The sequence below is a fragment of the Flavobacterium sp. genome (genome assembly GCF_044376915.1).
Taxonomy (GTDB): domain Bacteria; phylum Bacteroidota; class Bacteroidia; order Flavobacteriales; family Flavobacteriaceae; genus Flavobacterium.
Window position 1 is genome coordinate 1 of sequence record NZ_JBILKB010000052.1, and the last position, 14669, is coordinate 14669.

Sequence of the window (14669 nt, forward strand, 5' to 3'; positions counted from 1 at the left end):
ATTAAAAAAAAAGAACAAAATGGCAAATCATAAATCTGCTTTAAAGAGAATTAGAAGTAACGAGAAAAAAAGAGTGTTGAACAGATACCAACACAAAACTACTCGTAATGCAATCAAAGCTATTCGTATAGCAACTGATAAAGCTGAAGCTTCTGCAAAATTATCAACTGTAATTTCAATGATTGATAAGTTAGCTAAGAAAAACATCATTCATGATAACAAAGCTTCTAACTTAAAATCGAAGTTAACGAAACACGTTGCTTCATTATAGTACGTAATTAGAAAATACACTAAAGCTCTCTTTATGAGAGCTTTTTTTATTTGGAATACTCCTTTAATTTTCAACTAAAGAGTTGATTACTATAGTGTTTTTAATAAAATAAAGATTACCTTTGCACTTTCAAAAATAAAATAAATGACTTCTATTAGAAACATCGCAATTATTGCACACGTTGACCACGGTAAAACTACTTTGGTTGATAAAATTATGTACCACTGTCAATTGTTTCGTGAAAACGAAAACACGGGAGACTTAATTCTTGATAATAATGATTTAGAACGTGAAAGAGGTATTACCATTACTTCTAAAAACGTTTCGGTAACGTATAAAGGAACAAAAATCAATATTATTGATACACCAGGTCACGCCGATTTTGGTGGAGAGGTAGAACGCGTACTTAATATGGCTGACGGTGTATGTCTTTTAGTAGATGCATTTGAAGGTCCAATGCCTCAAACGCGATTTGTTTTACAAAAAGCAATTGACTTAGGTTTAAAACCTTGCGTGGTAATTAATAAGGTAGACAAAGAAAATTGTACACCTGAAGAAGTACACGAAAAAGTATTTGATTTAATGTTTGAATTAGGAGCAACAGAGGAGCAGTTGGATTTCCCAACAGTTTATGGATCTGCAAAAAACAATTGGATGTCGGATGATTTTAGAAATCAAACCGATAATATTGAGCCTTTATTAGATATGGTATTGACGCACGTTCCTGCACCAAAAGTATCAGAAGGAACACCTCAAATGTTAATTACTTCTTTGGATTTCTCTTCATTTACAGGTCGTATCGCGATTGGACGTTTAGAAAGAGGCGTGTTGAAAGAGGGAATGCCAATTTCTTTAGTAAAAAGAGATGGTACTGTTATAAAATCTAGAATTAAAGAGTTACACACTTTTGAAGGTCTTGGACGTAAGAAAGTAGATCAGGTCATTGCAGGAGATATTTGTGCAATTGTTGGAATCGAAGGATTTGAAATTGGTGATACTGTTGCCGATTTTGAAAACCCAGAAGCGTTACAAACTATTGCTATTGATGAACCTACAATGAGTATGTTGTTTACAATCAACGATTCACCTTTCTTTGGTAAAGAAGGAAAATTTGTAACGTCACGACACATTAGAGATCGTCTAACAAAAGAATTAGAGAAAAACTTAGCAATGAAGTTAGGTGAAACTGATTCTGCTGATAAATTTATGGTTTTTGGTCGTGGTGTACTTCACTTATCGGTTCTTATTGAAACCATGAGAAGAGAAGGATATGAATTGCAAATTGGACAACCACAGGTAATTATCAAAGAAATTGATGGTCAAAAATGTGAACCAATTGAAGAATTAACAATTGATTTGCCTGAAAATCTTTCTGGTAGAGCAGTTGAATTTGTAACCATTCGTAAAGGAGAAATGCTTTCTATGGAAGCCAAAGGCGAACGTATGATTATTAAATTCAACATTCCATCTCGTGGAATTATCGGATTGAGAAATCAATTATTAACGGCTACTGCAGGTGAAGCTATTATGTCGCACCGTTATATTGGATATGAACCGTTCAAAGGAGCAATTCCTGGACGTAATAATGGTTCGTTAATTTCTATGGAAAACGGAAAAGCCATTCCATATTCTATCGATAAGCTACAAGATCGTGGTAAATTCTTCGTGGAGCCTAATGCTGAGATCTATGAAGGTCAGGTAATTGGTGAAAATTCTCGTGGAGACGATATGTGTATTAATGTGACTAAGGCTAAAAAGCAATCCAACGTTCGTTCGTCTGGAAATGACGAAAAAGCAAGAATTATTCCACCGATTATTTTCTCTTTGGAAGAAGCTTTAGAATATATTCAAAAAGATGAGTATGTTGAAGTTACTCCGAAATCTATTCGTCTACGAAAAATTTATTTGACAGAAAACGATAGAAAACGTTTTAAAATATAATGAAATGAATCCCGATGAAAATCGGGATTTTTTAGCACAAATACTTATGGAAATTAAATTAAAATACGGAATAGACAATTTGCTTTTCGGAATGAAAGAGCAAGATGTTACTAAATTATTAGGGAAACCCGATACACAATATAAAGACGAAGAGGAAAATGTAGTATTATTATACAATGCTCGAAAGTTGCGTCTCATTTTCTATAAAGAAGAAGCGTTTCGATTAGGTTATATGACAACTACTAATCCGATGGTAAAATTGTTTGCTACCACCGTAATCGGTAAAAATTGGAGCGATGTATATCCAGTGTTGGAAAAAAGTAAAGTGAAGGCTTTTGAAACCGATACATCTGAAGGAATGATGAGTTATTTTAACGAGGAGAACTGGTTGTTTGTTCACGTAGATTACAATGAAATTGTAAAGATAGAAGTAGGAGCCGTTTTTAGTGATAAAGACGAGTTTGATTGGAAATTTTAATCGTAACTATTCAAAAAAAAGCCGCTAAATAATTAGCGGCTTTTTCATTTATTTGTTTATCATGATCAACTCGATTTCAAAAATTAAGTCGGCATTAGGAGGAATTACACCCCCAGCACCCCTTTCGGCGTAAGCTAATTGAGAGGGAATATAAAATTTGTATTTTGAACCTTCAGGCATTAATTGTACACCTTCTGTCCATCCTTTGATCACTTGATTCAAGCCAAAATCAATGGTTTCACCTCTTTGTACGCTGCTATCAAATACTTTTCCGTCTAAAAACATACCGGTATAATGTACTTTTACATTGCTGGTAGCCAAAGGCTTAGCGCCTGTACCTTGTTGCAACACGATATATTTTAAACCACTAGCAGTAGTTGATCCCTTTTCAAATTCTTTTAATGCTTTTTCTTTGGCAACTTTCTGTTTTTCTGCTTCAATTTCCGCAAGTTTTCTTTGTTTTTCTGCCGCAATTTCTGCCAATTGTTTCTTTATGGTTGCGTTTTTTTCATTCTGAATTTTATCATTTCCTTCTTTGTTGGCAAAGTAATCAGTAAATACTTTTTCAGCTTTGAATTTTCTTGCTTCTTTTCCGTTTCTAATAATTTTAACCGATTGGATCACATCATTTTTTGCAATTGTATTTACAATATCTTGCCCCGTGATTACATGTCCAAAAACAGTATGATTACCATCCAACCATGGCGTGGCTTTATGAGTAATAAAAAATTGGCTTCCATTTGTTCCCGGGCCTGCATTAGCCATAGATAAAATTCCAGCTCTATCATGCGCTAATTCGGTTATTTCGTCTACAAACTTATAACCTGGGTCGCCAGTGCCATCGCCTTTTGGACAACCCCCTTGTATCATAAAATCGGAAATCACACGGTGAAATACTAAGCCATCATAGTATGGTTTTCCCTTTAATGTTTCCGTAACCTTAGAGTTTTCACCTTCTGCTAAACTAATGAAGTTTGCCACAGTAACGGGTGTTTTTTGGTATTCTAACTGTACTACGATTTTACCTTTTGATGTGTTGAATTCAGCAAAAATGCCCTCAGTTTTATTATCTTGAGAAAATACGAATGCAGAATATCCAATAAGGGCTAAAGTAAGTAATGCTATTTTTTTCATGTTGATTGTATAATTATTTAGTTGATTTTTCTAAGAGTTCGATTTCAAAAACAATATTTGCATTCGGTGGAATCAAATCGCCAGCACCTTGTTCGCCATACCCTAAATGTGACGGAATGTAAAAAATGGCTTTGTCACCAAAGTGCATCAGTTCTACACCTTCATTAAATCCTGGTATAAAGCGCAGGTTGCCAATTATAGATTCTATAGGCGTATAGCCATTTTGAGCAGCACGTGTGGGTTCAAAGATGCCAAATGTTTTGGCTACCTCTTCATTACTGGTATCAAACAATTGTCCGTTTTCTAAAAACCCTGCATAATGGATGTAAACGGTTGTTCCCATTGCAGGTTTCTTTCCGCTACCTTTTGATGTAATTTTATAACGTAATCCGGAAGCAGTTACTATCCCATTGGTATTTACATCCAAGAAAACTTTGGCTTTATTCTCTCGAATAATTTTTGTTTTCTCTTCCCATTTTTTTTGTGCTTTAGCTTGCACGTCATAATATTTTTTGAAAATTTTCACCCCATCAAATTTTTTGGCTGCATTTCCGATGCGAATGATGCTAATGTGTTCAATTACATCATCATTTTCAATGGTTTCTAATACTTCAATACCTTCAATTACTTCTCCAAAAACACTGTGAATGTTGTCGAGCCATGGCGTAGCTTTGTGAGTGATAAAAAATTGGCTTCCATTGGTTGACGGTCCGCCATTTGCCATTGCTAAAATTCCAGCTTTTGAATGTTTTAAATCGGGATGAAATTCATCTTTAAATTTATATCCAGGTCCACCTGATCCATTAGCGTTTGGGTCTCCACATTGTGCCATAAAATCTGGAATCACACGATGAAAAGTTAAGCCGTCATAAAATGCTTTTCCTTTATAATCCTCACTTACAAATGGGTTTTTTCCTTCAGCTAAAGATATAAAATTAGCGACCGTAATGGGTGCTTTTTCATAGGCTAATTTGGCTATCATTGTGCCTTTTGAAGTTTCAATTTCAGCATAAAGTCCTTCTTTTAATTGATCATAAGACTTTGTGCATGACGAAAAAAACAGCATGAAACTTACCAGTAAAAAAGAAATGGATCTCATAGTTTTTAATTAATTTTCTCCTTGTGGATCGGGTTGAATATCTTTTAAGGTTACCGTACAAATGATGGGCTGGTTTATCCCAATTTTTTGATCATCACCATGATAGCCATAGGCCATGTGTGACGGAAATAAAAACGAAACCGTTTCGCCTTTTTTCATTAACTTTATTCCATCGCGTAATCCCGTAATCATGTTTTGTTTGTCCACATAATATATTTGGGGTTTAGTTTCGGATTTAGTATAAATGATGGTGTTTTCAATATCTTTTACTTCATAATCAAAATAAGCAATATCGCCTCTTTTAGGAAACGCAGAGGTTTCGTCAACCTTAGTTTCATATTTGTACCAATAGCCTTTGTTTGAGGCGGTATATTCTTTTAACGTATCATTCTTAATGATCGAATCAATAATTTTTTCTTCGTTGGCTACTAATTTTTTATTGCGCTCTATGGATTTCTTAATGAACGTTCCCGATGCATGCGAAATAGGTCTGCGGGCTTCATCTTGACGTTGCGAACAGCTGCAAATAAAAATCAAAAATGTGCAAGCGAATACTAGTGGTTGTATTTTCATTTTTATTTTTTTTCTGTGGCTAAAATACGAATAAATTGTTGAACGGTTTCGGCTAAACTTGCATCCGATTTTCCACCGGCTGCATTGATATGTCCACCTCCATTGAAATGTTTTCTTGCAAATTGATTGACATCAAATTCGCCTTGAGAACGGAATGAAATTTTAATAATTCCTTCTTCTTTGTTTTCAATGAAAATGGCTGTAAAATCGATTCCATTTATACTTAATCCATAATTAACGATGCCTTCCGTATCACCTTTTTGATGGCTAAAAGCATCTAATTCTTCCTGACTTAAGGTGATATAAGACGTTTTATATTCGTTTAAAATTTTTAAATTTTGCAAAGCTTTTCCAAGTAATAATAATCGGTTGTAACTTGAATTATCAAACAGTAAATTATGAATTTCACTATTGTTTATGCCTCGATCAATTAAATCGGCAACACATTTATGAGTTGCGCCGCTTGTTTTTGGAAAACGGAAACTTCCTGAATCGGTTACAATTCCGGTATATAAACATGTGGCAACGGTTTTGTTCAATAAATTTTCATAGCCTAATGCATAGATGAAATCATATACCATTTGGCATGTTGATCCATAAGCTGTATCTGAAAAAGTATAGTTGGCATACGTATCCGGAAATTGATGGTGATCAATCATGATGCTGGTTGCGTTTAAAACAGTTAGCGCTTTTTCCATAATTTCCCCTGTGCGATGTAAGGCATTGAAATCTAAGGTAAAAATAAGATCACACGATTCCAATAGGCTAGTGCATTTTGCTGTATTTTTTTCAAACAGCAATACGTTTTCGCTTCCGGGCAACCAAGCTAAAAAATCTGGGAATTCGTTGGGTGCGATGACCACTACATCGTGTTGTTTTTGTAGTAAGGTATGATAGAGCCCTAAGGTTGAACCCATAGCATCTCCATCCGGATTTCTGTGTGGTATTATTGCTATTTTTTTTGGTGAAGCTAATAGTGACTTTATCGCTTCAATTTCATTTGCGTGCATCATACTGCGAATATATTATTTTGTAGCCGATTGTGCAATAATTGCACCTAACGTTTTAGTGAAAAATGGCCTTTAATATTATTTCCGTCGCCCAATTGAATTTGAAACCAATAATCAGCACTGGGTAAAGGTGTTCCATTAAAGGTTCCATCCCAAACTTGATTTTGGGGGTTAATTTGGTGGATAAATTTTCCGTAGCGGTCAAAAATAGTGATGGACCCACTTCCAGTTATGCGTTGGTTTAAGTTTTTGATGTACCAAAAATCATTGATACCATCTCCATTAGGAGTAAAAAACTTAGGATAGTCCAAGATAAAAAAAGTAGCGGGAGTGATGCCACATCCTTTGGTGTCTTTTACATATATTGTGTATTCTCCTTCAGTCAGATGTGTAAAGGTGGGCGAAGTTTGATAATTTATTCCGTCTATTGAGAAAGTATAAGTGCTTGGGCCACTATATGCTACCGTTATGGAATTGTTTTCTGAAAAATCAGTAACTAGAACATTTTCTATGGTAGCTACACCAGAAGCCATAACAGTAAATGTTTTTGTTTTCGAACAATTTGAAGCATTGGTAAGTGTTACAGTATAATTTCCAGGATTTGCTACAGTGATGGATTGAGTAGTTTGAGCCGGATTCGTATTCCAAGAATAACTTGTAAACCCTGAACCCGCATCGAGTAAAGCTGTTGAATTTTCACATAAGCCAACTTCTTCGTCTGTAACGATGGATGGGAAAGTTGCGACAATCAATTCTATCGGATAATCGTTATAGCACCCGGGAAAGTTCATTATGCGTGCATAAATAATCTGATTGTAAGGTGAAACATTCGTATAATTTGTTGGTAAAACTATGGCACTAGTTGTGTTTTCAAAAAACGAGACAGCATAATTGGTGGGTAAATTGGTGAATAATCGTGGGATAATTACACTCAAGTTTATGGAAGTGCTTCCGTCTTGATTGGTATCGGTATCGCAAATTGTAAATGTGGTTTCATTTACGACTAAGTCGGTTGCATATTCAATGCGAATACTTCCTGTAGTTTGGCAATTCGGACCATAATTGATTTCGACACTATATTCTCCTGCAGAAGTTACTTCATAGGTGGCTTGTGTTGCTGCTGATATTGCATTGTTGTTTTGGTACCATTGATAACTGATGGCACTTGCTTGGTTAGCATTGAGTATAATGGTTTCAGTTGGACAAAGTGCCGTTCCATTGGCCAATAATCGATCAGTACCTAAATCAACCTCAAAATTAAAGCTACCACCTCCTAAGAATATGGCCGAATCGTATCGGTAATTGCCTTCATCAGCAATGGCTAATTTGATGTGATAGGTTGTGCCTGGAGTAACAGCTGCTTGTGCTGTCAATACTTTGGTTTGCCCGTTAAAATTGGTAGGATGTTCGGTAGTATTGAAGGCATCAAAATAGGTGGCATTAGCTGCAGGGCAAAGCGTACCTGTACCTCTTACGGTGTTTACTTTTACAGGTGTTGTTGTTCCGGGAATAACTGCCAAATTTTCATATGTTGTTGCCGTCGCCTCCTTTAAAAGAAAGACAAAACCATCGGTAAAATTGCATTGATTTGCTGACGGATTTAAAAGGTACTGTTCGGATGAAAAAATATAATCAAAACTGATATGATCTCCTAATGGAATAAAATCAAATTCTAAAACGGTGGCATTGAAAGAATTGCTCAGGCCTAATGCTTGATTTAAGTCGGAATCACCATTCCAACCCATGTTTCCTCCGTCATCAGATAATGTGGCATTGGGTCCGATGGTATTTGCTGTTTTGCCTGTGGTTAACACAATTCCGTTTGCAAATGGGAAAGCAGAACCAGTAGCATCAAAATAACCAAAACTTTTTTCACCTGTTGTAAAGTTTCCACCTGATACCGAGACATTGAATACGTTTGCGCACGGGCTGTTTATTAATTTATCCTGGACGAGTTGTAGGGCGGTGTAACTTTCATCTACGGAAATGTATTGTGCATTTCCCAATTGAAAGACAATTCCAAAAATAATAAGCCAAGCATGTTTTACTATCCCCATAGTATCACAAAGATACTATAAATCTCTCTTTTTTAGAATATAATGTGAGGCAATAATAAAAATGCCTGTCCAAACTAATACTATGCTAATTTCTGAAAAATGTATGCTGTAATCTTTAACTATTTTACTGCTACCCATTGCTTTTTCAAGTGATTTTACGGCGTTGAATCTTGAAAAGGGTTCTCGACTTAAATTCCACATGGATTCCATTGGAAAATATTTGATCATGGCGTCGGCAAAGTTTTTGGATTTATCATTACCGCCTAATATGACAAATTTTACCATCCAATAAATGATTTGTTCGGCTACAAACCAAAGTGTTAAAAAGCCCAGCGCAAAAGCGCTTCGTTTTACTACTATTCCTAAAAATAAACAGAAGGAAAAAAAGGCAAACAGTTTGATAAAAAAGGCCAAAAGGTATTCCAAATCTGAAAAGACAATGCCTATTTCATTATAGGATGAAAAGGAATAGCCTAAAATTAAGGAAAGTACAAATACAAAAAAGGTCGAAGCCAGAGCAAATACAGCGACCACTAAAAACTTAGAAGTGATGAATTCTTTTTTATTTAATCCATCTATTAAATTTTGTTTTAAGGTTCCATACGTATATTCATTGGCCATCATGGATACAATGACTACGGCTAAAAATATTTTAAACAACGCAGCAATAAAGGTATTAAAATGCCATATATACGGAAAATTGAAGATCCCTTGGTCGGCGATTCGGATTTCGTTTCCAAAAATGGTAAATTTAATGGAGCTAATCAACGCAATCGAACTGAGTAAGATGAAGTAGGCGAGTACTAAAATGCGACTGGCTTTATTTTTCCAAATTTTTTGAAATTCTATGGAGAGTAATCTTTTCATCTTTGCATTAGTTTTTGGTTAATTCTAAAAATTGTTCTTCTAAACTATTTTTTCTTTTTACAAGATGTTCTAAAACAATATTGTGTTTGAAAAGATAGGTGTTTAGTTCCTCCGCTGCTATATCTTGCTTTAGGAACACCAATAATTTTCCTTCTGATTCTTTTGTTCTTTCAACAGAATTATGGCCTTCAAGGGCTTTTTGTAATTGTGTAAGGTCTTTCGCTTTCAGTTCGAAGAAGCTATTGGTTTCAATCATGTTGTGAACCGAACCTTGATACAACATGACGCCTTTTTGTAACACGACGACATGACTGCATACCTTTTCAACTTCGTCTAATAAATGGGAGGCCAATAATATGGTGGTGCCTTGAGCGGCAATGATTCGGATGATGTCTCTAATTTGTCGAATTCCTTGTGGATCGAGTCCGTTGGTGGGTTCGTCTAAGATTAATATTTCGGGATCATTCAATAGGGCCGAAGCAATGGCTAATCGTTGTTTCATGCCCAATGAAAACGTTTTGAATTTGTCGTTTTTTCGATCTAAAAGCCCAACCAATTCAAGTTTTTCATCCACTTTTGAGAAGGGTACTCCTTTTATTTTGCATACCAATTCCAAGTTTTCTTTGGCCGACATATACGGATAGAAATTTGGGCGTTCAATGATTGCCCCTACCTTTTTTAAGGCTTGGTGGGTATCGAGTTTTCCTTCAAACCATTCAAATTCGCCAGACGTCTTATTTACTACGTTCAATACAATACCTAGGGTGGTCGATTTTCCAGAGCCATTCGGACCCAGAATGCCATACACATTTCCTTTTTTTATTTCAAACGATACATTATTAACGGCATGTAACTTTCGATTGAAAATTTTATTGAGGTGGGTAATTTTTAAAATGGTTTCCAAAATCTTTTGTTTTTGTTTTTCATAAGACGAAGATATCTAGAAAATGTTACCCTTATTTGTTCAGATAAAAAAAATCCCCAATAGCGACAGTACTATTAGGGATTATTTTATTCTTGTATGAAATATTAATACGAGGTAAAATGATTGATTTTTACATTTTTGGCTTTCAAATCATGCATCAAATTGTACAAACCAAAGAAGGTTCTGTTGATGTAGATGAAATGTTTGGAACCACGGTTTCCATTCATGTTGCGCAATTCGGTGCTCTTGGAGTAGCGTACCCCTAAATCGGCGATTTGACCAAAAAACTCGTCGTCTGAAAAGTCAAACTCTTCCACATGAAAGGGACGCGCAAATAAACTGAGCAATTCATGAAACATTTCGGTAAAGAACTCGGTTTCTTCTGGAGAATCATCGGTTCTAAGTATTTCTAATTCGTACAATTTTGATTTAAAAAAGGCAGGGTTTTCCAAATTTTCTTTTTTAGCCAATTCAAAATAGGGAATATAGAAATCTTCTGGTACTTCTTTAATGCAACCAAAATCTAGTGCCACAAGTTGGGTGTCTTTTGTTATTAAAAAGTTACCTGGATGCGGATCGGCATGAACTTTTCTCAAATTGTGCATTTGAAACATATAGAAATCCCAAAGGGTTTGCCCCAAGAGATTTGATTTCTCGGGATCTGTATTGTGCGCGGTAAATTCCGATAAATGTTCGCCCGTCATCCAATCCATTGTGATGATTTTCTCGGAAGACCATTCGGGATAGTATTTTGGAAAAAGTAAGTTCGGAATGTTCTCACACGCCTTTGCCATTTGTATGCTTTGTTGCACTTCGTTGATGTAATTGGTTTCTTCCACCAATTTGTCTTCGACTTCTTTAAAATATTTATCCGAATCTTTTCCTTTGATGTTGAACATTTTAATTGCAATGGGTTTGACCATGGCCAAATCAGAGCTAATACTTTCAGCAACACCTGGGTATTGAATTTTGACAGCTAATTTTTTACCTTCTTTTGTTGCTTGGTGCACTTGGCCTATGCTTGCAGCATTGATGGAAGTAGCATTAAAGTTGTCGAAAATTTCTTGAGGCAGTTTTCCAAAATATTTTTTGAATGTTTTGTTAACCAGGGGTGGTGACAAAGGTGGAACCGAAAATTGGGCAAGCGAAAATTTTTCTACATACGCACGAGGCAGTATGCTTTTTTCCATGCTGAGCATTTGTGCCACTTTCAAGGCACTTCCTTTCATTTGTTTTAAGCCGTCATAAATGTCTGCAGCATTATTTGTATTTAGAGTTTCTTTGGCTTCTGTTTCGGTTTTGGTGATTTTATCTCCATAATATTTGAGGTAATTCACACCCACTTTTGCTCCGGTTTGAAGGAGTTTTGAAGCGCGTTGAATTTTTGACGTTGGAATGCTGTCTATGGTTTTCATTTGGGTAGCTTTTGTTTTACAGTTTGAATGCCGCTTTTTCTTGCCACATGAATTTTCCAAAGTCAATCAAACTTTTAAATGGAGTAGTATCCATTAAATCAAAACTTGTATTTACCGATTTTTCAATAAAAATATCGGTTTTTTCAAAAGCTAAGGAAGTGTCTTCAATCCAAAATTTTAAGGTAAATAGAAATTGTACCCAAGCCATTTCACTCATTGCTTTTTCTTGAAATTCAATTAGTTTTTCTTGTTTTAAATCGATTTTCTCAATTGCCAAGTTGTCAAAAAACTGTTTGAACTGTTTTCTCAATTCCGATAATTTCGTAACACTTTTCAACTTGTTTTTATCTTCTTTTAATAAGGCCATCACAAAACTTCTATTGGCTGTTAACATTTCGAAATAAGTAAAATAGCAGCTCAATAATTGCGTTCGCGCATCATAGGATTTAAAATCCTCACTTTTTTCTAGCATGTGCAGTGTTTGATCAAATAGTGATGAAAAAAATGATTTTTCGATTTGGTCAAAAGATGAAAAATTACCATAAAATAAAGCTTCATCAAAGTTGAATTGTTTTGCAAATTGATAAACCGACTGAGGTTGTTTGTGGTGTTCTAAAAAGTAGTCTACATAGAAACTTATAAGGGCTTGCGGTGTAATTTCTTTCTTCTTTGCCATGGTTGTATGAATTTTAGCAAAGGTATAAAATGTTTAATAAAATAATTAAAAGATTAAACAAAATATTTTGTTAAAGTTTGGGTATAAAAAAACCTCAAGAACTAGGTTGTAATTGAGGTTAAGAGATTTTATTGTTTATTCTATGATTTCTGTTCTTTGTTGAAGTACACCAAATAGTAATACATTTGTTTTTCTTCGTCCCAACCTTTTTCTACGAACTTCTCTGCACTTTCTGGGTTGATGAAGTCCAATTTGATTTGGATATTCGTATCTAATTGAATTGTGTTTTTTAACGTACGGCGCACATCTGTCACGGCAGCATTGGCAATTGGAAAACTAGATACATCTTCAATGCTATATTTTGCCCCTTTATCTACTTTATAATTTTTAAATTCTGGAATGAATTCTGGGTTTTGCATTACTTCGTTTAAGAAAGCCGTTTCTTCAAACTCATCATTTTTCGCAAAGTGATTGATGGCACGATTCATAAACAATACTTCTTGTTGTTTGTCTTCAGCAGGTAAAACTACCTCTTTAGCAAACTCTTGACAGAATTTCAAGTATTTCTTAGTCATGAAGTTTTCGTCTTGAAAAGCATCTACCGACAAGAAGTGTTCTAACCAATAACGGGCATCGTAGCGATTGCTGTCGACGGTTAATATTTTGTAGCCTTCTTCTTTTTTATAATTGAAAATGATGCAGCCTTTGTCCAACTTATTCAAATTGATCCCTTGTTGAAGAATCATTTCTAAATTGGTTTCTTTTTCTTCAAATTGCAAGAAATCGGTTTGCATTTCGCTTTTGAAAACACCAATCGCATCCACTACATTATTGTCGATAGAAACGTTCGTAAAATAAGCCACATACACTTCGCCATTTTTAATGTGCGGGTGATTGGACTGTTCAAAAAGGTGTTTCGTTATTTTTTTTGAAACGTTGTGAATTTCTCCTGGATTTGTAAAAACTTCACTGGCAAAATTGAACATTTCGTTGTATTCTAAATCTACTTCATGAGCAAATTGAAAGTAATTTTCTTCCTTTTCACGAAACGATTTAAAGAAAAATTCTTTGAGTAACGGCATAATTTCATCATTCAATCCGTAAGGATTTTCTGATAAAAAGATGGCTTCGTTTCTACTTTTGTTACCTACTCTGTGAACAGATAGGTTTTCAATATGTGCGTTAAATAAGTTGATCATTTTTTTAATGTGTCAATTAGTGAATTAGTCAATGTGTCAATTTAGAGCTTGGAAAATGTAATCTAGTGTTATAGGCTTATTGTTTCATTGGCATATTGGCACATTAGATTATTGGCACATTGCCATTGCAACTTGGCTAATAATTAATTCCAGTTTTCTTCAAATCCCATGTCTTCAAAGCTGTCATCGCCTTCAAACATATCGTAATCTTCGTCGTCTAAGTCATCTTCAAATTCGCCAAACATATCTTCTTCAGACAAATCACCTCTCAGACCACTTTGTAGTGCTTCGGCTGGAAGTTCTCCATGCGAAAAGAGTAGGGCAGGATACGTTTCGTTGGCTTCTTTATTTTCAATTGCAGCTAATTCAACAAAGAATGTCCACATGCTGAATAAATCATAAACATACACTAATTTAGTATTTTGTTCGTGCACTAATTCGTCGATTGCATATTCCGACATGGTTTTTATTTCGCCTGGGATATCTCCCGTGTCAAACATTGGGATGCCGTCTTCTTCGTGCCAAGCCCAGTCATTTGCGCAGGTGTAGAAAGCGCCTACCTCAGTACCATCAAAGCCAAAAGCATTGGTAAGTGCGTTGTGTAAATCTTCTAAAGTGTTGTTGCTTTCGATGGCAATATCTCTAAAAATATCTTCTTCGGCATCAAGAATAGCTCTAAATTTATAAATCATAATGGTTGCAATTTTACGAAAGGCAAAAGTAAGTATAAATTACGATTTACGATTTACGATTTACGAATTGTTGATAAGATTTTTCTGAATGTATTCAATAATTACAATTCATCCTTAAAAAATGACAGTTGGGTTACTTTGAATTTTTTTGTTGGGTATTTCTATTGAATTTTGTATCAGAAATAATAACAATTTACTTATGATTCATCTTGTACTTTATTTAATAGCCTTTGTTGTGCAGTCACTTAATTTTAACTAATTTTATTGTAAATCTTACATATGTTACACAAACTCATCAAAGAAATTCCAAGAGCGATAATTTTATCCATTGC

At 35.0% G+C, this 14669-nt stretch carries 14 protein-coding genes; 3 read left to right on the forward strand and 11 right to left on the reverse strand.

Annotated elements, in window-relative coordinates; genetic code table 11:
- Nucleotides 1–19 precede the first annotated feature (19 nt).
- The 3 genes from rpsT to ACIQ6Z_RS06680 all read left to right on the forward strand — a co-directional run bounded on the left by rpsT (nucleotide 20) and on the right by ACIQ6Z_RS06680 (nucleotide 2690).
- A complete protein-coding gene (gene rpsT / locus ACIQ6Z_RS06670; protein ID WP_396210155.1) occupies nucleotides 20–271 on the forward strand; it encodes a 30S ribosomal protein S20 in 252 nt (83 codons plus the stop codon).
- 144 nt (nucleotides 272–415) lie between these two features.
- Entirely contained in the window at nucleotides 416–2212 is a 1797-nt protein-coding gene (typA, locus tag ACIQ6Z_RS06675) for a translational GTPase TypA (protein WP_396210143.1), read from the forward strand.
- Nucleotides 2213–2216: 4 nt separating this feature from the next.
- Entirely contained in the window at nucleotides 2217–2690 is a 474-nt protein-coding gene (locus ACIQ6Z_RS06680) for a hypothetical protein (RefSeq protein ID WP_396210144.1), read from the forward strand.
- Between the two features lie 48 nt (nucleotides 2691–2738).
- Here ACIQ6Z_RS06680 and ACIQ6Z_RS06685 read toward each other — a convergent pair whose 3' ends face one another.
- From ACIQ6Z_RS06685 to ACIQ6Z_RS06735, 11 genes are all read right to left on the reverse strand, one after another.
- Nucleotides 2739–3824, reverse strand: a complete 1086-nt coding sequence (locus ACIQ6Z_RS06685; RefSeq protein ID WP_396210145.1) for a peptidylprolyl isomerase — start codon at nucleotides 3822–3824, stop codon at nucleotides 2739–2741.
- A 13-nt stretch (nucleotides 3825–3837) separates the two neighbouring features.
- On the reverse strand, nucleotides 3838–4923 hold the full coding sequence (locus tag ACIQ6Z_RS06690; protein WP_396210146.1) for a peptidylprolyl isomerase: 1086 nt from the start codon (nucleotides 4921–4923) through the stop codon (nucleotides 3838–3840).
- A gap of 9 nt (nucleotides 4924–4932) precedes the next feature.
- Complete coding sequence (gene gldI / locus ACIQ6Z_RS06695; protein WP_396210147.1) at nucleotides 4933–5496, reverse strand: gliding motility-associated peptidyl-prolyl isomerase GldI; 564 nt, start codon at nucleotides 5494–5496, stop codon at nucleotides 4933–4935.
- 2 nt (nucleotides 5497–5498) lie between these two features.
- The gene (locus ACIQ6Z_RS06700; protein WP_396210148.1) at nucleotides 5499–6509 is read right to left on the reverse strand and encodes a bifunctional oligoribonuclease/PAP phosphatase NrnA; all 1011 of its coding nucleotides are present in this window, start codon (nucleotides 6507–6509) and stop codon (nucleotides 5499–5501) included.
- Nucleotides 6510–6553: 44 nt separating this feature from the next.
- On the reverse strand, nucleotides 6554–8563 hold the full coding sequence (locus ACIQ6Z_RS06705; RefSeq protein ID WP_396210149.1) for a choice-of-anchor L domain-containing protein: 2010 nt from the start codon (nucleotides 8561–8563) through the stop codon (nucleotides 6554–6556).
- A gap of 15 nt (nucleotides 8564–8578) precedes the next feature.
- Nucleotides 8579–9430 carry an ABC transporter permease gene (locus tag ACIQ6Z_RS06710; protein ID WP_396210150.1) on the reverse strand — a complete coding sequence of 284 codons (852 nt, stop codon included), beginning with the start codon at nucleotides 9428–9430 and terminating at the stop codon, nucleotides 8579–8581.
- Nucleotides 9431–9437: 7 nt separating this feature from the next.
- Nucleotides 9438–10334: an ABC transporter ATP-binding protein gene (locus tag ACIQ6Z_RS06715; protein WP_396210151.1), complete on the reverse strand. Its 897-nt coding sequence runs from the start codon at nucleotides 10332–10334 to the stop codon at nucleotides 9438–9440.
- 125 nt (nucleotides 10335–10459) lie between these two features.
- A complete protein-coding gene (locus tag ACIQ6Z_RS06720; protein WP_396210152.1) occupies nucleotides 10460–11770 on the reverse strand; it encodes an ABC1 kinase family protein in 1311 nt (436 codons plus the stop codon).
- Nucleotides 11771–11786: 16 nt separating this feature from the next.
- Nucleotides 11787–12446, reverse strand: coding sequence for a TetR family transcriptional regulator C-terminal domain-containing protein (locus tag ACIQ6Z_RS06725; RefSeq protein ID WP_396210153.1), 660 nt, complete (start codon nucleotides 12444–12446; stop codon nucleotides 11787–11789).
- Between the two features lie 140 nt (nucleotides 12447–12586).
- Complete coding sequence (locus tag ACIQ6Z_RS06730) at nucleotides 12587–13645, reverse strand: nucleoid-associated protein (RefSeq protein WP_396197791.1); 1059 nt, start codon at nucleotides 13643–13645, stop codon at nucleotides 12587–12589.
- Between the two features lie 143 nt (nucleotides 13646–13788).
- Nucleotides 13789–14337 carry a hypothetical protein gene (locus ACIQ6Z_RS06735; RefSeq protein ID WP_396210154.1) on the reverse strand — a complete coding sequence of 183 codons (549 nt, stop codon included), beginning with the start codon at nucleotides 14335–14337 and terminating at the stop codon, nucleotides 13789–13791.
- Nucleotides 14338–14669: the final 332 nt, after the last annotated feature.

What these genes read in the sequence shown, in the direction of transcription:
- gldI (WP_396210147.1), bottom strand. Translation starts at nt 5,496, where the DNA reads ATGAAAATACAACCACTAGTATTCGCTTGCACATTTTTGATTTTTATT.
- ACIQ6Z_RS06720 (WP_396210152.1), bottom strand. Translation starts at nt 11,770, where the DNA reads ATGAAAACCATAGACAGCATTCCAACGTCAAAAATTCAACGCGCTTCA.
- typA (WP_396210143.1), top strand. Translation starts at nt 416, where the DNA reads ATGACTTCTATTAGAAACATCGCAATTATTGCACACGTTGACCACGGT.
- ACIQ6Z_RS06690 (WP_396210146.1), bottom strand. Translation starts at nt 4,923, where the DNA reads ATGAGATCCATTTCTTTTTTACTGGTAAGTTTCATGCTGTTTTTTTCG.
- rpsT (WP_396210155.1), top strand. Translation starts at nt 20, where the DNA reads ATGGCAAATCATAAATCTGCTTTAAAGAGAATTAGAAGTAACGAGAAA.
- ACIQ6Z_RS06735 (WP_396210154.1), bottom strand. Translation starts at nt 14,337, where the DNA reads ATGATTTATAAATTTAGAGCTATTCTTGATGCCGAAGAAGATATTTTT.
- ACIQ6Z_RS06710 (WP_396210150.1), bottom strand. Translation starts at nt 9,430, where the DNA reads ATGAAAAGATTACTCTCCATAGAATTTCAAAAAATTTGGAAAAATAAA.
- ACIQ6Z_RS06685 (WP_396210145.1), bottom strand. Translation starts at nt 3,824, where the DNA reads ATGAAAAAAATAGCATTACTTACTTTAGCCCTTATTGGATATTCTGCA.
- ACIQ6Z_RS06705 (WP_396210149.1), bottom strand. Translation starts at nt 8,563, where the DNA reads ATGGGGATAGTAAAACATGCTTGGCTTATTATTTTTGGAATTGTCTTT.
- ACIQ6Z_RS06700 (WP_396210148.1), bottom strand. Translation starts at nt 6,509, where the DNA reads ATGATGCACGCAAATGAAATTGAAGCGATAAAGTCACTATTAGCTTCA.
- ACIQ6Z_RS06725 (WP_396210153.1), bottom strand. Translation starts at nt 12,446, where the DNA reads ATGGCAAAGAAGAAAGAAATTACACCGCAAGCCCTTATAAGTTTCTAT.
- ACIQ6Z_RS06680 (WP_396210144.1), top strand. Translation starts at nt 2,217, where the DNA reads ATGAATCCCGATGAAAATCGGGATTTTTTAGCACAAATACTTATGGAA.
- ACIQ6Z_RS06730 (WP_396197791.1), bottom strand. Translation starts at nt 13,645, where the DNA reads ATGATCAACTTATTTAACGCACATATTGAAAACCTATCTGTTCACAGA.